This is a genomic window from Streptomyces sp. sk2.1 (genome assembly GCF_008120935.1).
Classification (GTDB): domain Bacteria; phylum Actinomycetota; class Actinomycetes; order Streptomycetales; family Streptomycetaceae; genus Streptomyces.
In genome coordinates this window covers 152,853-169,880 of record NZ_RDBO01000045.1, presented here as the reverse complement: position 1 = coordinate 169,880, position 17,028 = coordinate 152,853, and the positions used below count along the sequence as shown (strand labels likewise).

The window sequence follows — 17,028 nt, the reverse complement described above, 5'->3', positions numbered from 1 at the left end:
CGATCCGGTGCGCGACGCGGCGGAGGAACGGTTGCGCGCGGTCGGCGAGGGCGGCAAGCTCGCGGGCTGGCTGGGCACCGGCGCCAAGGGCGGCGAGAGCCCGGCGACGGCGCACGCGAAACAGGACCGGCGGCACGATGTGCCGCAAAAGGTGTGTCTCAGTGGTGCGCCTTCGGGCCGCCGGTCCTGCCGAGCTTCGTCACGGCCTTCAGCGCGTGCGCCACATCGTGCCGCCGGTCCTGTTTCGCGTGCGCCGTCGCCGGGCTCTCGCCGCCCTTGGCGCCGGTGCCCAGCCAGCCCGCGAGCTTGCCGCCCTCGCCGACCGCGCGCAACCGTTCCTCCGCCGCGTCGCGCACCGGATCGGTGGTGACCACCAGCAGCTCGTCGCCGCGCCGCAGCACGGTCGACGGCGCCGGTACGAAGCTCTTCCCGTCCCGTACGACCAGGGTGACCGCGGCCCCGGCGGGCAGCCGCAGCTCCCCGACCTCCACGCCGTGCATCTTCGAGCCGCCGGGGATCGCCACCGACAGCAGATGGCCGCGCAGCCGCTCCAGCGGTGCCGACTCGATGCCCAGGTCGGCCGTCTCGGACGGGTCCTCGGAGATGTTCAGGGCCTTCGCCAGCCAGGGCAGGGTCGGCCCCTGGATGAGGGTGTAGACGACGACGAGGACGAAGACGATGTTGAAGATGCGGGTGGAGCCCTCGACCCCGGAGACCATCGGGATGGTCGCCAGGATGATGGGCACGGCCCCGCGCAGCCCCGCCCAGGACATGAGGGCCTTCTCCTGCCAGGGCAGCCGGAACGGCAGCAGCGAGATGAAGACCTCCAGCGGGCGGGCCACCACGGTCAGCACCAGGCCCACGACGACGGCGGGCCAGAAGTCGTCGAGCAGGTCGTGCGGGGTGACCAGCAGGCCGAGCAGGACGAACATGCCGATCTGGGCCAGCCAGCCGAGCCCGTCGGCGAAGCCGCGGGTGGCGGGCCAGTGCGGCAGCTTGGCGTTGCCGAGGATCATCGCGGCCAGGTAGACGGCGAGGAAGCCACTGCCGTGGACCAGGGCGCCCGCGGCGTACGCGCTGACCGCGATCGCCATCACGGCGATCGGGTAGAGACCGGAGGCGGGCAGCGCCACGTGGCGCAGGCCGAACGAACCGAGCCAGCCGACGGCGATGCCCACGGCGGCGCCGATGGCGAGCTCCAGGGCTATTTCGCCGATCAGTACGTACCAGCTGTCCACCGGGCCCCTGGTGGAGAAGGCCACCACCAGGATCACCACGGGGGCGTCGTTGAAGCCGGACTCGGCCTCCAGTACGCCGGTGACCCGGGCGGGCAGCGGCACCTTGCGCAGCACGGAGAAGACCGCGGCGGCGTCCGTCGACGAGACGACCGCGCCGATGATCAGTGCCTGCCGCCAGTCGAGACCGACCAGGTAGTGCGCCCCGGCCGCCGTGACGCCCACGCTCACCGCGACGCCGACCAGCGAGAGCATCGCCGCGGCGGGCAGCGCGGGTCTGATCTCTTTCCACTTGGTGCCCAGACCGCCCTCGGCGAGGATCACGACGAGCGCGGCGTAGCCGATGACCTGGGTCAGCTCGGCGTTGTCGAACTTGACGTCGAAGATCCCGTCCTGCCCCATGACGACCCCGATGCCGAGGTACAGGAGCAGGCTGGGGAGCCCGCTGCGCGAGGAGACGCGCACCGCCGCCACCGCGACGAGCAGTACGAGTGAGCAGACGAGCAGGAGTTCGTTGAGCGTGTGGACAGTCAGTGGCCGTTCCTTCCCCGCGTGCGCCTGCCGAGCCGAACGATTCGAACGAAACGACCGGATATGGCCGGTCGAGCCTCGGTATCGGCCATGAGCGGCCGTTACTTCGTTACCTTACCTAATCTTTAACGCTTTCTTGACGCGATCGAGTGTCCGTACGATCACTAATCAATTCGAGCCATCCCGATACCGCGTCGGAGCCGCCGGGCCGCTGCGCCTATGGTTGCTCCTGCACTCCCAGGACCACCTGCCCCTCGAAGGACAGCGATGCCCGCCAACACAACCGCCTCTTCCGGCTCCACCGGGTCCGCCGGTGCGAAGACCGGCAGGAAGAAGGGGCGACGTGCCCGCCTGATCGTGCTCGTTCTGGTGCTGGCGCTCGTCGCGGGTATCGGCTACGGCGCGTACTGGTCCGTGTCGACCGTGCGGGCCTCGTACCCGCAGACGACCGGCTCGATCAAGATCGACGGCCTCGAAGGCACGGTCGACGTCAAACGCGACAGCTACGGCATCCCGCAGCTGTACGCGGACTCGGACGCCGACCTCTTCCGCGCCCAGGGCTTCGTCCACGCGCAGGACCGCTTCTGGGAGATGGACGTCCGCCGTCACATGACCGCGGGCCGGCTCTCCGAGATGTTCGGCTCCGGGCAGGTCGAGACGGACTCCTTCCTGCGCACGCTGGGCTGGCGCAAGGTCGCGCAGGAGGAGTACGACACCGTCCTGTCCGAGGAGACCAAGAAGAACCTCCAGTCGTACGCGGACGGTGTGAACGCCTACCTGGAGGGGCGGGACGGCAAGGACATCTCCGTCGAGTACGCGGCCCTCGGCTTCACCAACGACTACGAGCCGGGCAAGTGGACGCCGGTCGACTCCGTCGCCTGGCTCAAGGCCATGGCCTGGGACCTGCGCGGCAACATGCAGGACGAGATCGACCGCTCGCTGATGAGCAGCAGGCTGGACGCCAAGCAGATCCAGGACCTGTACCCGGCCTACCCGTACGACAAGCACGAGCCGATCGTCGACCAGGGCGCGATCTCCCCGGTCACCGGGAAGTTCGACCCGGACGCGACGCCCTCCGACGACATCGGCGGCGCGGACACGGCGCAGGGCGCCACCGAGGGCCTGAACACCCAGCTCGCCTCGCTCTCCGACACCCTCGACCAGATCCCGGCGCTGCTCGGCCCGAACGGCAACGGCATCGGGTCCAACTCCTGGGTGGTCTCCGGCAAGTACACGACCACGGGCAAGCCGCTGCTCGCCAACGACCCGCACCTGGCCCCGCAGCTTCCCTCGCTCTGGTACCAGGTGGGGCTGCACTGCCGCGAGATCAGCGCCACGTGCCAGTACGACACCGCCGGTTACAGTTTCTCCGGGATGCCCGGTGTGATCATCGGCCACAACCAGGACATCGCCTGGGGCTTCACCAACCTCGGCGCGGACGTCACCGACCTCTTCCTGGAGAAGGTCTCCGCCGACGGCTACCTGTACGACGGCAAGGTCAAGCCCTTCACCGTCCGCGACGAGACCATCAAGGTCGCGGGCGGCAAGGACCGGACGATCACCATCCGCGAGACGAACAACGGCCCGCTGGTCTCCGACCGCAGCGGTGAACTGGAGAAGGTCGGCCAGAAGGCCCCCGTCACCAACGAGGCCCCGGACCGGGCCGAGGGCTACGCGGTCGCCCTGAAGTGGACCGCGCTGGAACCCGGCCACTCCATGGACGCCGTCTTCGAGCTGAACCGGGCCAAGGACTTCGACTCCTTCCGCAAGGCGGCCGAGCACTTCGAGGTCCCCTCGCAGAACCTGATCTACGCCGACACCGACGGCAACATCGGCTACCAGGCGCCGGGGAAGATCCCGGTCCGCACGGAGGGCGACGGCACGATGCCCAGCCCCGGCTGGTCCTCGAAGTACGGCTGGGAGAAGAAGCCGATCCCGTTCGACGAGCTGCCCTACGAGTACAACCCGAAGCGCGGCTACATCGTCACCGCCAACCAGGCCGTCATCGACGAGAAGAAGTACCCCCACCTGCTCACCAAGGACTGGGGCTACGGCAGCCGCAGCCAGCGGATCAACGACCTCGTCCGGTCGAAGCTCAAGGACGGGGGGAAGATCTCGACCGAGGACATGCAGAAGATGCAGATGGACAACACCAGCGAGATCGCCGCGAAGCTGGTGCCCGAGCTGATGAAGATCAACGTCTCGGACAAGAGCGTCCGCGAGGCGCAGAAGCTGCTGGAGGGCTGGGACTACACCCAGGAGTCCGACTCGGCCGCGGCGGCGTACTTCAACGCGGTCTGGCGCAACATCCTCAAGCTGGCCTTCGGCAACAAGCTCCCCAAGGAGCTGCGGGTCGAGGGCGAGTGCCTCAACGTCCGCCGGGCGGGTGACTCCGGTCCGGTCGACGAGCAGGACAAGCTGGTGCGCGAGTGCGGCCAGCGCGCCGCGGACTCGGCGCAGCCGGACGGCGGCGACCGCTGGTACCAGGTGGTCGTCAACCTGCTGGACGACCAGGACAGCGACTGGTGGAAGACGCCGAAGAGCGGCCGGGACCTGGCGACGGAGAACCGTGACGAGCTCTTCGCCCGCGCCCTGGAGGACGCCCGCTGGGAGCTGACCGCCAAGCTCGGCAAGGACATCAGCACCTGGAGCTGGGGCCGGCTGCACCAGCTGACGCTGAAGAACCAGACCCTCGGTACCGAGGGACCCGGTCTGCTCCAGCGGGCCCTCAACCGCGGCCCGTGGGACCTCGGCGGCGGCGAGGCCGCGGTCAACGCCACCGGCTGGAACGCGGCGGGCGGCTACGAGGTCGTCTGGGTGCCGTCGATGCGCATGGTGGTCAACGTGGGGGACTGGGACAAGTCCCGCTGGATCAACCTCACCGGCGCCTCCGGGCACGCGTTCAGCGCGCACTACACCGACCAGACCCAGAAGTGGGTCGACGGCGAACTGCTCGACTGGTCCTTCGGCACGAACGCCGTCTCCAAGTCGACGGTCGACAGTCTGAGGCTCAAGCCGTAGGACGTGTCCGCGAAGCCCTCGGGCGGCCCTCGGAGCTCTCAGGAGCCCCCGGGGGCCGCCCGTGGCCGTTCCGGGGGCTTCCGGTGGTCCACGGGGCTGCCCGGTGGCGTTCCGGGGTTTCCGGAGCCCCTACGGCCCACGGGACTTCCGGAAGACCCGCGGGGCTGCCCGGGGTCGTTTCCCGGACTTCCGGAGGCCCACGGGTCCGCTCAGGACTTCGGGTCCACCGGGTCCGCCCGGTGGACCGCGGCCGGTGTCACCGCCACGTCCACGGGGCGGTCGTGCGGTTCCTCCGGAACCTGTGCGACCACCTCGTCGTCGTACAGCAGGACCACCAGCGCCGGGTGCGCGCCGGACGCGGCGAGCCGGGCCAGCACCCGGTCGTAGCTGCCGCCGCCGCGTCCCAGCCGCATCCCGCGCCCGTCCACCGCGAGCCCCGGCAGCAGCACCGCGTCGGCCTCCAGGACCGCGTCCGGGCCGAGGCGCTCCCCGGCGGGCTCCAGCAGCCCGCGACCGGCGCGCACGAGCCGTGCGGCACCCTCGTACGGCGCCCAGTCCAGGTCGTTGTCGGGGAGCAGCACCGGCAGCAGCACCCGTACGCCCCGCGCGCGCAGGGCGTCCAGCAGGGCGCGGGTGCCCGGTTCGCCGCCCACCGATACGTACGCGGCGACGGTGCGGGCCCCGGACAGCTCCGGCAGGTCCAGGGCGCGCCGGGACAGAACCGTCGCGGCGTTCTCCACGTCCTCCTTGGTCAGAAGGCGCCTCGCGGCCAGCAGTTCATGTCGGAGAAGTGCCTTTTCGGGCTGGTTTGCACTCAAGGAGCACCTGTGAATCACTCGAATATGCCTATAGGCGTACAAAGTTAACCGGAAACTCATCTTTCACTCATGCGGGGCGGTTATCGTTCTGCGCATGACTCAGTCGCCCCCCAGGATCAGCAAGGCTGTCATTCCGGCCGCGGGACTCGGTACCCGCTTCCTGCCGGCCACCAAGGCCACTCCCAAGGAGATGCTGCCTGTCGTCGACAAGCCGGCGATCCAGTACGTCGTCGAGGAGGCGGTGACCGCCGGTCTCTCCGACGTGCTGATGGTCACCGGTCGCAACAAGCGTCCTCTTGAGGACCACTTCGACCGCAATTACGAGCTGGAGTCCGCGCTCACCCGCAAGGGAGACGCCGAACGGCTCAAGAAGGTCCAGGAGTCGAGCGACCTGGCCACCATCCACTACGTCCGGCAGGGTGACCCGCGCGGCCTCGGCCACGCGGTGCTGTGCGCCGAGCCGCACGTGGGGGACCAGCCGTTCGCGGTCCTCCTCGGCGACGACCTGATCGACCCGCGCGACCCGCTGCTGGCCCGCATGGTCGAGATCCAGGAGCGCGAGGGCGGCAGCGTCGTCGCGCTGATGGAGGTCGCGCCGGAGCAGATCCACATGTACGGCTGTGCCGCCGCCGAACCCACCGCCGAGGGCGATGTGGTGCGCGTCACGGGCCTGGTCGAGAAGCCCGAGAGGGACGAGGCGCCCAGCAACCTCGCCATCATCGGCCGCTACGTCCTGGACCCCGCCGTCTTCGACATACTGCGCAGGACCGAGCCGGGCCGCGGCGGCGAGATCCAGCTCACCGACGCCCTCCAGCTCCTCGCCGAGGACGAGAAGGTCGGCGGCCCCGTGCACGGCGTCGTCTTCAAGGGCCGCCGCTATGACACCGGCGACCGAAGCGATTACCTCCGTGCCATTGTCAGACTCGCGTGCGAACGTGAGGACCTGGGTCCGGACTTCAGGACCTGGCTTCGCGGGTACGTCACGGAGGAGATGTAGCACCTTGAGCGACACGATGTGGTCGGTGGACGAGCACCTGGCAGACATTCTCGAAGCGGTGCATCCGCTCGAACCCATCGAGTTGCAGCTGCACGACGCCCAGGGCTGCGTCCTCGTCGAGGACGTCATGGTGGAGATCGCCCTGCCGCCCTTCGACAACAGCTCGATGGACGGGTACGCGGTCCGGGTCGCCGATGTCGAGGGCGCCGACGAGGAGTTCCCCGCGGTGCTCACGGTCGTCGGTGACGTCGCGGCCGGGAGCGACGGGCTGCCCGAGGGCCGCGGCGTCGGCCCCGGCGAGGCCGCCCGCATCATGACCGGCGCCCCCCTGCCGGCCGGTGCCGAGGCCGTGGTCCCGGTCGAGTGGACCGACGGGGGCACGGGCGCCGGCCCCGCCGACACCATGCGCGCCCACCGGGACGCCCCGCAGGACGCGGGCGGCGAGGTCCGGGTGCACCGCCCCGTCGAGGCCCGCGCCCACGTCAGGGCCCGCGGCAGCGACGTGAAGCCGGGCGATCTGGCGCTGAGGGCCGGGTCGGTGATCGGCCCGCCGCAGATCGGCCTGCTCGCCGCGATCGGCCGCGCGACGGTGAAGGTGCGGCCCCGGCCGCGCGTCGTCGTCATCTCCACCGGCAGCGAACTGGTGCAGCCCGGCGAGGAGCTGGCCCCCGGACAGATCTACGACTCGAACAGCTTCGCGCTCACGGCCGCGGCCAGGGACGCCGGGGCGATCGCCTACCGGGTCGGCGCCGTCACCGACGACGCCGACACCCTGCGCGCCACGATCGAGGACCAGCTGATCCGCGCCGACATCGTCGTCACCACCGGCGGCGTCAGCGTCGGCGCGTACGACGTCGTCAAGGAGGCGCTGTCCTCGGTGGGCGACGAGGACGAGCCGGGCGGCGGCATCGACTTCCGCAAGCTCGCCATGCAGCCGGGCAAGCCGCAGGGCTTCGGCTCGATCGGCCCCGACCACACCCCGCTGCTGGCGCTCCCGGGCAACCCCGTCTCCTCGTACGTCTCCTTCGAGCTGTTCGTACGGCCCGCGATCCGGGCCCTGATGGGCCTTTCGGACGTGAACCGCCCCACCGTCCGGGCCGCCCTCGACGTCGAGAAGGCGCTGACCTCCCCGGCCGGCCGCCGTCAGTTCCTGCGCGGCACGTACGACGAGGAGGCCGGCACGGTCGCTCCCGTCGGCGGTGCCGGTTCGCACCTGATCGCCGCGCTCGCCCGCGCGGACGCGCTCATCGTGCTGCCCGAGGACGTCGCCTCCGCCGAGCCCGGTACGGACGTCGAGGTGGTCCTGCTCCGCTGATTCCCGGGCGGTGGCGGTACGGTATCTGCCGCTGTGCCTTCCCGGGGAACACCTCCCGGGGCCCCGGGCCCGCACCCCGGTGCGGGCCGCGCGGGGAACGGCGCCCTACCGCGAGGCGGAGTGAGTGAGTACGCAGAACAGGCTGACGCACATCGACGAGGCGGGCGCGGCCCGGATGGTCGACGTCTCCGAGAAGGACGTCACCACGCGGACGGCCCGTGCGAGCGGCCGGGTGCTCGTCTCACCGCGCGTGGTCGAGCTGCTGCGCGGCGAGGGGGTCCCCAAGGGCGACGCCCTCGCCACCGCCAGGATCGCCGGGATCATGGGGGCCAAGCGCACCCCCGACCTGATCCCGCTCTGCCACCCGCTCGCCGTCTCCGGCGTGAAGGTCGACCTGGGCGTCGCGGACGACGCGGTGGAGATCACGGCCACGGTGAGGACCACGGACCGCACCGGCGTCGAGATGGAGGCCCTGACCGCCGTCTCGGTCGCCGCGCTCACCGTGATCGACATGGTCAAGGCGGTCGACAAGGCCGCGGTCATCACGGACGTACGGGTCGAGACGAAGACCGGCGGCAAGTCCGGCGACTACCGGCGCACCGGGCCGGACGGAGCGAACGAGCCGGACGGGGCGGACGCGTGACGGCGCCCGGACCGGGACACCCGGACGACACCGCTCCGGACGGCATCGCTCCGGGCGGGGCCCCGTTGGACGAGGCCCCGCCGGGCGGTGCCCTGACCGCCCCGTACGCCGCCCTCGTCGTCACCGCCTCCAACCGGGCCTCGGCCGGTGTCTACGCGGACCGGGGCGGCCCGATCGTCGCCGAGGCGCTCGGTCGGCTCGGCTTCGCCGTGGACGGGCCGCAGGTGGTGCCCGACGGCGACCCGGTCGAACAGGCCCTGCGCGCCGCCGTGACCGCCGGGTACGACGTCGTCGTCACCACCGGCGGCACCGGCATCTCGCCCACCGACCGCACCCCGGGCAGCATCCGGCCCGCGTTGGCCTCGGCGCGCAGGTGCCGGATCATCTGACGGTACGTGGGACGCCGGGCCACCGGGCCGCCCGGGGCCGGCGGCACGCTCATCGTGAACCTGCCGGGCTCCACCGGCGGGGTGCGCGACGGCCTCGCCGTCCTCGAACGACTCCTGGTGCACGCCGTCGACCAACTGCGCGGCGGCGACCACCCCCGACCCGGGAGCCCGAGCTGAACGTCTCGACCTGGCCGGTGGTCCTCGGCGACGGCGATGTCGTCCTGCGCCCGATCAAGCTGCGCGACCAGCGCGCGTGGCGCGAGGTCAACCGGCGCAACCGCGAGTGGCTGCGCCCCTGGGAGGCGACCGTGCCGCCGCCGGCCCCGGGCGGCCCGGTGGCCCGGCGTCCCACGTACCGTCAGATGATCCGGCACCTGCGCGCCGAGGCCAACGCGGGCCGGATGCTGCCCTTCGCCATCGAGTACCGGGGCCGTCTGGTGGGCCAGTTGACGGTCGCCGGGATCACCTGGGGATCGATGTGCTCGGGCCACGTCGGCTACTGGGTCGACCAGGAGGTGGCGGGGCGGGGCGTGATGCCGACGGCGGTCGCCCTCGTCGTCGACCACTGCTTCCGCACGGTCGGACTGCACCGCATCGAGGTGTGCATTCGGCCGGAGAACGGGCCCAGCAGAAGGGTCGTCGAGAAACTGGGATTCCGCGAAGAGGGACTGCGTCCGCGATATCTCCACATCGACGGCGCCTGGCGCGACCACCTCATCTACGCGCTCACCGCGGAGGAAGTGCCCGAGGGGATGCTCCGCCGCTGGCACCGGAAACGACCTGGGACATCACGGGAAATAAAATAAGTGTTCGATATTGGTCGGCGGTTGGGGTCGCCGATCGGACATCGGACGCACACAAACCTCCATGCGCGATCCGAACAATCACAAAAAAACTCCTTGATATCAGCCGGATCGTGCGACACACCGGTCCAATTGGCGGATGCCTCCGCGCAAACCCCTCTACGGTGTGAGATGTGAGCAGCAGCGGCCTCATCTACGCAGTCATCGTCGGGGCCTGGGCCGCCTACTTGGTGCCGATGTGGCTCCGCAGGCAGGACGAGCTCAACGAAGCCCGTCCGACGGAACGCTTCAGCACCGCCATCCGGCTGCTGTCCGGACGGGCGGGGATGGAGCGCCGGTACGCCAAGGAGTTGCGGGAGCGCACTGCCGAGGAGGCGGAGCCCGACGTCGACCCGGACGCCGAAACGGACCGATTGGAATCCGTGGACGTCCGGGCCTTCGCCGCGCCCGACGCGCATACCGAGGCGCGGGTGCACGACCCGGCGCGTGCGCCCGAGCACGCGGCCGAGAAGCGCCCCGAGCCGGTCCCGGCGCGCCGCGCCCGCCCGCGTCCGGCCGTGCCGGAAGCCGAGCGCGTCCGGCGGGCCCAGCGCCTCCAGGTCCTCGCGCGCCGTCGGCGCACCACCGTGGTCCTCTTCCTGGCCTTCACCCTCGGCGCGGTCGTGGCGGCGGTCGGCGGTCTCCACTTCCTCTGGGCACCCGCGGTCCCGGCCGTGCTGCTGAGCGCGTACATCGTGCACCTGCGGACCCAGGAGCGGCGCCGGTTCGCCTTCACCATGGACCGGCGACGGGCCGAGGTGGCGGCGCAGCACCTGCGTGAGAACCGTCACCGCGGCCACCAGCCGGCCACGGCGACGGCCCCCGTCGAACCCGACGAGGAGCCCGAGGCGCGCCACCCCGAACCGGAGCCCGCGCCCGCGGTCTCCCCGCAGGAGGCCGGCCGCCGCGCCCTGGTCGAGCAGACGGACCACGCGGAATGGGTCGACCAGCAGCGCGAGCGCGGCCGGGTCCAGGGCGACAGCTGGGAGCCGGTTCCGGTCCCGCTGCCGACCTACGTCACGGCCCCGGTCGCCCCGCGCGCCACGGGCGGCGTCGAGGTCGGCAACCCGGAGACCTGGAGCGCGGCCCGCTCCAGCGCGGCGGAGCCCAGCCAGACGGGCACCTCGCACCCCACCACTCCCCCCGTCGAGCCGGCGCCCCGCCAGCGCGCCAACCAGTCCCGCCGCAGTCGCGACCGCGGCCGGACCCCGCTCTTCGACCAGTACGAGGACGGGGAGCGGCCCCGTGCCGCCAACGAATGAACCCGCTCCCGGCCCGGCCGCGACCTCGACTCGGCTGACCAGCGAGGACCGGATTTCCGAGCACCCCGTCAGGGGTGCTAGAGTTTCACTCGTTGCAAGGGCCTGTGGCGCAGTCTGGTAGCGCACCTCGTTCGCATCGAGGGGGTCTGGGGTTCAAATCCCCACAGGTCCACAACAACGCAAGAGCCCCTACCGGGTCACCCCGGTAGGGGCTCTTCGGCGTTCCGGGCCGGGCGGGCGGTCGTGTCACCGGTTCCGTCCGGCCCCGGGCGCGGGAACGGTGCGGGGTCAGTGGGCGGCGTCCAGGCGGGCGCGCTGGTCTTCCGTCAGTTCCAGGTCGACCGCCGCCAGGTTCTCCTTCAGCTGTGCCACCGAGGATGCCCCGGCCAGCGGGACGATGGGCAGCCGGTTGCCGATCTGCCAGGCCAGGACGATCTGGTTGAGGCCGGCTCCGGTCTCGGCGGCGATCTCGCGCAGCACCGCGAGCCGGGCGGGGGTGCCGGGGTGGTCGTAGTCCTGGGGGACCGGCTTGTCGGGGCGGGTGTACGCGCCGGCGAGCAGCGGGGAGTACGCGACCAGGGTCAGCGCGGGCTCGGCGCGCAGGTAGCTGAGCAGTTCGGGTCCGGCGTGGCCGAGGCTGCCGTCCTGGAAGAGCGGGCTGGGGACGTCGTACCGGGGGCGGAGGTGGCTGTGCTGGTACTGGAGCACCTCGTAGCCGGGCAGTCCGGCCGCCGCCGCGAGCGACCGGGCGCGCTCCACCCGCCAGATGGCGTGGTTGCTGGCGCCCAGCAGCCCGACCGTCCCCTCGGCGGTCAGCTCCCCGAACGCCTCCACGGTCTCGCGGAGCGGGACGGTCCGGTCCTCGATGTGCGCGTAGAGCAGGTCCAGCCGCTCCACCCCGAGCCGTTCCCGGCTGCGCTCGGCGGCCTCGCGGATCGCCTTCGCCGAGAGCCCTTCCGGGTTGTCGAGGAACCCGGTGCCGGGGGCGAGCGGTGCGGCGCCCAGCTTGGTGGCGATGACGATCTCGTCGCCGACGCCGCGGCTGCGCCGCCACTTCCCGAGCAGTCGCTCGCTCTGGCCGCCGAGGTCGTCGCCGACCCAGTAGGCGTAGTTGTCGGAGGTGTCGATGAAGGTGCCGCCCGCCTCGACGAAGTGGTCCAGGACGGCGAACGAGGTCTTCTCGTCGGTCACCGATCCGAAGAGCATCGCGCCGAGCGCGAGGACGCTCACCTCGCGACGGGTGGCGGGATCGGTTCCGATGGTGCGGTACTTCATGGCTGTCCCCTCCGGTCGCGGCCGCCGTCGGTCGGTGGCCGCGGTCAGGAGTGTGCTCGTTGAAGTGCACTCCAGGGCAAGGGCGTTGCGGCCGTGCCGGTGCGCGGGGGGCGGAGCGGTGCGTGCGTGACGGGCCACGGGGGCCGTTCCGACGAGGGCCGTTCCACGGGGATCGTTCCCGCGGGACGCGGCGTCGGCCCCGGGAGGGAAGTCGCCTACCCTGAACGCGTTCACCCGCTTTTCGCTCATGAATTCCCCGTTCCGAGAGGAGCGCACCGTGACGGTCGGCAGGCCCGAGTCCCGGATCGACACCAGCAAGCCCCATCCCGCGCGCGTCTACGACTGGCTTCTGGGCGGCAAGGACAACTACCCCGTCGACCAGGAGGTGGCGGAGAAGCTGCCCGCGGAGGCGCGGGGCAACGCGGCGCGGAACCGGGCCTTCATGCACCGGGCCTCCTCCTGGCTGGCGCGGTCCGGGGTCGACCAGTTCCTCGACATCGGCACCGGCATCCCCACCGAGCCCAATCTGCACCAGGTCGTCCAGGCCGTCGTGCCGGGCGCCCGGGTCGTCTACGCGGACAACGACCCGATCGTCCTGCGCCACGCGGAGGCACTGCTGGTCAGCAGCGCCGAGGGCGCCACCGACTACATCCACGCGGATGTGCGGCGGCCGGAGGCGATCCTCGAACGCGCTGCCGGACTGCTGGACTTCGACCGGCCGATCGCGCTGTCCCTGATCGCGCTGCTGCACTTCCTGCCGGACGACCAGGACCCGTACGGCATCACCCGCGCCCTGGTCGACGCGCTGCCCCCGGGCAGCTTCCTGGTGCTCTCGCACGGCACGGCCGATCAGCACCCGGAGCTGAGGGAGAAGACCGAGACCGCGTACCGGAAGGGGGCCATCCCGTTGCGGATGCGCACCCGGGGCGAGGTCGAGCCCTTCTTCGAGGGGCTGGACCTCGTCGAGCCGGGCCTGGTCTTCGCCACGGAGTGGTACCGGCAGGCGCCCGCCCCGGTCCAGGAGCGCAGCGGTTTCTACGTGGGTGTCGGCCGGGTGCGCTGAGCCGCGGGGGGAGCGCGTCGGGGGCGACAGGTGCCGGGCGGTGGTGCGTTCGGGACCGATGAGTTCCGGGCGGCGGTGCGTCCGGGACCGATGAGTTCCGGGCGGTGTGGCGGTCCCGTCTTCCGGACGCACGAGCGAGAAGGTGGACCGATGAGTGATCTGCGCGATCTTCTGGAGAAACACACCGGCCCCGGCGCGGCGCCGGGAGCCGTCGCCCTGGTGGCCCGCGGCGACCGGGTCGAGGTGGTGGCGGTCGGCACCGCGGACGTGGCCGGTGCGACCCCGATGGTCAGGGACTCGATCTTCCGCATCGCGTCGATGACCAAGCCGATCGTCGCCGCGGCCGCCATGATGCTGGTCGAGGACGGCCGGATGGCGCTGGACGACCCGGTCGGGACGTGGTTGCCGGAGTGGGCGGCGCCGAAGGTGCTCCGTACACCGGCCTCCCCGGTCGACGACGTGGTTCCGGCCGCCAGGGCCGTCACCGTGGAGGACCTGCTCACCTTCCGGGCCGGGATCGGCTTCCCGGACGACTTCTCGCTGCCGGGGGTCGCGCCGCTGTTCGACGAGCTGAGGCAGGGGCGGCCGCAGCCGCAGTCCGTCCCCGCCCCGGACGAGTGGATGGCCGCCCTCTCCCGGATCCCGCTGCTCCACCAGCCGGGCGAGGGCTGGCTGTACAACACCTGCTCCGACATCCTCGGGGTGCTGATCGCCCGGGTCTCGGGCCGGTCGTTGCCCGACTTCCTGGCGGAGCGGCTGTTCGAGCCGTTGGGCATGGCGGACACCGGGTTCGCGGTCCCGGCCGACAGGATCGACCGGTTCACCGGTTGCTACCGGGCCGATCCGGAGGACGGCGGCCTGCGACTGTTCGACGCCCCCGACGGGCAGTGGAGCCGGCTGCCCGCGTTCCCGTCCGGCGCCGGCGGGCTGGTCTCGACCGCGGACGACTGGTACGCCTTCGCCCGGATGCTGATCGCGGACGGGCGCGTGGAGGGGAATGCGGGCAGGGGGTCCGGTGGGCGTCGTCTGCTGTCCGCCGATTCGGTGCGGAGGATGACCACCGACCACCTGACCCAGGCGCAGCGCGACGGCGGCAGGCTGTTCCTGGCGGGGCAGGGCTGGGGCTACGGCGGTTCGGTCGACGTCGCGGCCGTCGATTCGTGGAACGTCCCCGGGCGCTACGGCTGGGTGGGCGGCACGGGCACGGCGGGGCACCTCGTGCCCTCCACCGGGGCCGTCACCGTCCTGCTGACCCAGCTCGCGATGACCGGACCGGTCGCGGGCCCGTCGATGCGGGAGTTCTGGCGGTACGCGGCCGACCTGTGAGACCGGGGCCCTGGGAGGGCGTCAGCGCAGCGGCTTGGCGTAGCAGCGGCTGCTCTCGTACGTGCGGTAGTGGCCGAACTTCTCGCACGGGCTGTACCCGCTGGACGCGTACAGCGCGATCGCCTCGGGCTGCCGGGTGCCGGTCTCCAGCACCATGCGGGTGCGGCCCGCCGCCCGTGCGTCGTCCTCCAGGGCGGCCAGGATGCGGCGGGCCAGCCCGTTGCCGCGGCCCTCGGGGATCACGAACATCCGCTTGAGCTCGGCGTCGCCGTCCGAGTAGCCCAGGTCGTTGCGGTCCTGGGTGCGCCAGCCGCCGGTGGCGACCGGGCGGTCGAGCGCGTCGTAGGCGAGGAGGTACAGGCCGTTCGGCGGCCGGAACATCGATGGGTCGAGCGGTGTGACGTCGCCCTCGTCGCCGTACCGCTCGGCGTATTCGAGCTGCACCTGGGCGTTGAGTACGACGGCGTCCGGGTGGTCGAAAGGTCGAGGATGAATAATCATACGATTGATGGTACATGTATGCGAACGGTCGATGTCGGTATCGTGCCGTAATGCTCACTGTCACCACGGTCAATGTAAACGGGCTCCGTGCCGCCGCCAAAAAGGGCTTCGTCGAGTGGCTGGCCCGTACCGAAGCCGATGTGATCTGCCTGCAGGAGGTGCGGGCCGAGCCGCAGCAGCTCCCCGACGAGGTGCGCGACCCCGAGGGCTGGCACACCGTGCACGCGCCGGCCGCCGCCAAGGGGCGGGCCGGTGTCTCCCTCTACACGCGACGGGCGCCCGAGCGGGTGCAGGTCGGGTTCGGCGGCTTCGGGATCGCCGGGAGCGAGGAGTTCGACACCAGCGGCCGTTACGTCGAGGTCGATCTGCCCGGCGTCACGGTCGCGAGCCTCTACCTGCCCTCCGGCGAGGTCGGCACGGAGAAGCAGGAGGAGAAGGAACGGTTCATGACCGCGTTCCTGCCCTACCTGAAGGGGCTGAAGGAGCGTGCCGCCGCCGACGGGCGCGAGGTGGTGGTCTGCGGCGACTGGAACATCGCCCACCGGGAGGCCGACCTGAAGAACTGGAAGGCCAACAAGAAGAACTCGGGCTTCCTCCCCGAGGAGCGGGAGTGGCTGACCCGGGTCCTCGACGAGGCCGGGTACGCCGATGTCGTACGGGAGCTGCACCCCGACGTGGAGGGGCCGTACTCCTGGTGGTCCTACCGGGGCCGGGCCTTCGACAACGACACGGGCTGGCGGATCGACTACCAGATGGCCACGCCGGGGCTGGCCGCCCGGGCGGTGAAGGGCCTGGTCGAGCGGGCCGCCACGCACGGCGAGCGGTGGAGCGACCACGCGCCGGTGACGGTGGTGTTCGAGCACTGACCCCGGGTCCGCCCGGTCCCCGGCGCCCCGCGCGCGCTCCGGTCGGAGCACGCACGGGGCGCCGTGTTCTGTCCGGCCGGCCGGCCCGTTCTGCCCTCCGATACCTGGTTTCGGCGCCGGGAACCTCGTATGCAGGAAGGGCCGTACTTCCGACCGAAGGAGCCCGTCGTGCGCGCCCAGGACAACGACAGGACGTCCGTCACCGCCCGGGACCGGACGCCGGCCCGTGCGACCCCGGCCGAGGACGTGGAACCGCTGCCGGGTCTCTCCGTCCTGCAGGGCAGCATGGGGAACGAGGCGGTCGTGCAGATGCTGCGCCGGGCCGGTCACGCCGGGGCGCGGGAGGAGCAGCGGCACGACGACGGCCACGAGCGGGCGGCCGGGCATCCCCAGGTGCAGCGGTCCGCCGTCCACGATGTGCTCCGGCGGAGCGGCCGGCCCCTCGACGAGGCCACCCGGGCCGACATGGGGGAGCGGCTCGGCGCCGACTTCTCCGACGTCCGTGTGCACGACGACGCGGCGGCCAGGGCGTCCGCGGCCGAGGTCGGCGCCCGCGCGTACACCTCCGGCAACCACATCGTGATCGGCACGGGCGGCAACGACGCCCACACCCTCGCGCACGAACTCACCCACGTCGTCCAGCAGCGGAACGGGCCCGTCGCCGGTACGGACAACGGGGCCGGGCTGAGGGTGTCGGACCCCTCCGATCGCTTCGAGCGCGAGGCGGAGGCCAACGCGAGGCGGGTCATGAGCGGCGGCGCGTCGGTGCGACGGGCCGATCCGGTGGCCGACGCGGTGACCGGTGCCGCGGGAGGGGAGGCGGCGACGGTCCAGCGGATGCCGAAGGGTGAGTCCAGCAACCGGGGGCGGCGGCACGCTCCTTCAGCCCCTTCAGGTAGGGCAGGAACGCGGTCATGAACCGTTCCTTCTCCTCCTGCTTCTCC

The 17,028-nt window shown here is 71.7% G+C and carries 13 protein-coding genes, 1 tRNA gene and 3 pseudogenes; 12 read left to right on the top strand and 5 right to left on the bottom strand.

The window, feature by feature from the left end:
• Nucleotides 1–158: 158 nt before the first annotated feature.
• Nucleotides 159–1,709 carry a potassium/proton antiporter gene (locus EAO76_RS15885; protein ID WP_262375502.1) on the bottom strand — a complete coding sequence of 517 codons (1,551 nt, stop codon included), beginning with the start codon at nucleotides 1,707–1,709 and terminating at the stop codon, nucleotides 159–161.
• 324 nt (nucleotides 1,710–2,033) lie between these two features.
• On the opposite strand from EAO76_RS15885, the gene EAO76_RS15880 reads away from it, so the two are divergent.
• The gene (locus tag EAO76_RS15880; protein ID WP_148836592.1) at nucleotides 2,034–4,787 is read left to right on the top strand and encodes a penicillin acylase family protein; all 2,754 of its coding nucleotides are present in this window, start codon (nucleotides 2,034–2,036) and stop codon (nucleotides 4,785–4,787) included.
• A gap of 209 nt (nucleotides 4,788–4,996) precedes the next feature.
• On the opposite strand, the gene EAO76_RS15875 is transcribed toward EAO76_RS15880, so the two are convergent.
• The gene (locus tag EAO76_RS15875) at nucleotides 4,997–5,605 is read right to left on the bottom strand and encodes a 5-formyltetrahydrofolate cyclo-ligase (protein ID WP_262375501.1); all 609 of its coding nucleotides are present in this window, start codon (nucleotides 5,603–5,605) and stop codon (nucleotides 4,997–4,999) included.
• Nucleotides 5,606–5,699: 94 nt separating this feature from the next.
• Here EAO76_RS15875 and galU point away from each other — a divergent pair, with 94 nt between their 5' ends.
• The 7 genes and pseudogenes from galU to EAO76_RS15840 all read left to right on the top strand — a co-directional run bounded on the left by galU (nucleotide 5,700) and on the right by EAO76_RS15840 (nucleotide 11,225).
• Complete coding sequence (galU, locus tag EAO76_RS15870; protein WP_148836590.1) at nucleotides 5,700–6,602, top strand: UTP--glucose-1-phosphate uridylyltransferase GalU; 903 nt, start codon at nucleotides 5,700–5,702, stop codon at nucleotides 6,600–6,602.
• A 4-nt stretch (nucleotides 6,603–6,606) separates the two neighbouring features.
• Nucleotides 6,607–7,917: a gephyrin-like molybdotransferase Glp gene (gene glp / locus EAO76_RS15865; RefSeq protein ID WP_148836589.1), complete on the top strand. Its 1,311-nt coding sequence runs from the start codon at nucleotides 6,607–6,609 to the stop codon at nucleotides 7,915–7,917.
• Between the two features lie 124 nt (nucleotides 7,918–8,041).
• Nucleotides 8,042–8,560 carry a cyclic pyranopterin monophosphate synthase MoaC gene (gene moaC / locus EAO76_RS15860; RefSeq protein WP_148836588.1) on the top strand — a complete coding sequence of 173 codons (519 nt, stop codon included), beginning with the start codon at nucleotides 8,042–8,044 and terminating at the stop codon, nucleotides 8,558–8,560.
• Between the two features lie 92 nt (nucleotides 8,561–8,652).
• A pseudogene (locus EAO76_RS47600) lies at nucleotides 8,653–9,126 on the top strand (molybdenum cofactor biosynthesis protein B).
• 17 nt (nucleotides 9,127–9,143) lie between these two features.
• Entirely contained in the window at nucleotides 9,144–9,755 is a 612-nt protein-coding gene (locus EAO76_RS15850) for a GNAT family N-acetyltransferase (RefSeq protein WP_148836587.1), read from the top strand.
• A gap of 170 nt (nucleotides 9,756–9,925) precedes the next feature.
• A complete protein-coding gene (gene glpR, locus EAO76_RS15845; RefSeq protein ID WP_148836586.1) occupies nucleotides 9,926–11,053 on the top strand; it encodes a gephyrin-like molybdotransferase receptor GlpR in 1,128 nt (375 codons plus the stop codon).
• Between the two features lie 98 nt (nucleotides 11,054–11,151).
• Nucleotides 11,152–11,225 (top strand) — tRNA-Ala (locus EAO76_RS15840).
• 116 nt (nucleotides 11,226–11,341) lie between these two features.
• On the opposite strand, the gene EAO76_RS15835 is transcribed toward EAO76_RS15840, so the two are convergent.
• The gene (locus EAO76_RS15835; RefSeq protein ID WP_148836585.1) at nucleotides 11,342–12,328 is read right to left on the bottom strand and encodes an aldo/keto reductase; all 987 of its coding nucleotides are present in this window, start codon (nucleotides 12,326–12,328) and stop codon (nucleotides 11,342–11,344) included.
• A 247-nt stretch (nucleotides 12,329–12,575) separates the two neighbouring features.
• Here EAO76_RS15835 and EAO76_RS15830 point away from each other — a divergent pair, with 247 nt between their 5' ends.
• Nucleotides 12,576–13,391, top strand: a complete 816-nt coding sequence (locus EAO76_RS15830) for an SAM-dependent methyltransferase (protein ID WP_148836584.1) — start codon at nucleotides 12,576–12,578, stop codon at nucleotides 13,389–13,391.
• A gap of 150 nt (nucleotides 13,392–13,541) precedes the next feature.
• Complete coding sequence (locus EAO76_RS15825) at nucleotides 13,542–14,717, top strand: serine hydrolase (protein WP_148836583.1); 1,176 nt, start codon at nucleotides 13,542–13,544, stop codon at nucleotides 14,715–14,717.
• A 21-nt stretch (nucleotides 14,718–14,738) separates the two neighbouring features.
• Here the strand turns inward: EAO76_RS15825 and EAO76_RS15820 are convergent, their stop codons facing one another.
• Nucleotides 14,739–15,218 carry a GNAT family N-acetyltransferase gene (locus tag EAO76_RS15820; RefSeq protein ID WP_148836582.1) on the bottom strand — a complete coding sequence of 160 codons (480 nt, stop codon included), beginning with the start codon at nucleotides 15,216–15,218 and terminating at the stop codon, nucleotides 14,739–14,741.
• Nucleotides 15,219–15,268: 50 nt separating this feature from the next.
• On the opposite strand from EAO76_RS15820, the gene EAO76_RS15815 reads away from it, so the two are divergent.
• Together EAO76_RS15815 and EAO76_RS46260 are read left to right on the top strand one after the other, a co-directional pair.
• Nucleotides 15,269–16,084 carry an exodeoxyribonuclease III gene (locus tag EAO76_RS15815; RefSeq protein WP_148836581.1) on the top strand — a complete coding sequence of 272 codons (816 nt, stop codon included), beginning with the start codon at nucleotides 15,269–15,271 and terminating at the stop codon, nucleotides 16,082–16,084.
• Between the two features lie 129 nt (nucleotides 16,085–16,213).
• A pseudogene (locus EAO76_RS46260) lies at nucleotides 16,214–16,930 on the top strand (DUF4157 domain-containing protein); the annotation flags it as partial.
• 13 nt (nucleotides 16,931–16,943) lie between these two features.
• On the opposite strand, the pseudogene EAO76_RS46255 reads toward EAO76_RS46260, so the two are convergent.
• Nucleotides 16,944–17,028: pseudogene (locus tag EAO76_RS46255) on the bottom strand (exodeoxyribonuclease III); the annotation flags it as partial.

Bases quoted from the DNA above. Each gene is read 5' to 3' on its own strand.
- EAO76_RS15880 (WP_148836592.1), top strand. From the start codon at position 2,034: ATGCCCGCCAACACAACCGCCTCTTCCGGCTCCACCGGGTCCGCCGGT.
- galU (WP_148836590.1), top strand. From the start codon at position 5,700: ATGACTCAGTCGCCCCCCAGGATCAGCAAGGCTGTCATTCCGGCCGCG.
- EAO76_RS15835 (WP_148836585.1), bottom strand. From the start codon at position 12,328: ATGAAGTACCGCACCATCGGAACCGATCCCGCCACCCGTCGCGAGGTG.
- EAO76_RS15830 (WP_148836584.1), top strand. From the start codon at position 12,576: ATGAATTCCCCGTTCCGAGAGGAGCGCACCGTGACGGTCGGCAGGCCC.
- EAO76_RS15825 (WP_148836583.1), top strand. From the start codon at position 13,542: ATGAGTGATCTGCGCGATCTTCTGGAGAAACACACCGGCCCCGGCGCG.
- EAO76_RS15820 (WP_148836582.1), bottom strand. From the start codon at position 15,218: ATGATTATTCATCCTCGACCTTTCGACCACCCGGACGCCGTCGTACTC.
- EAO76_RS15815 (WP_148836581.1), top strand. From the start codon at position 15,269: ATGCTCACTGTCACCACGGTCAATGTAAACGGGCTCCGTGCCGCCGCC.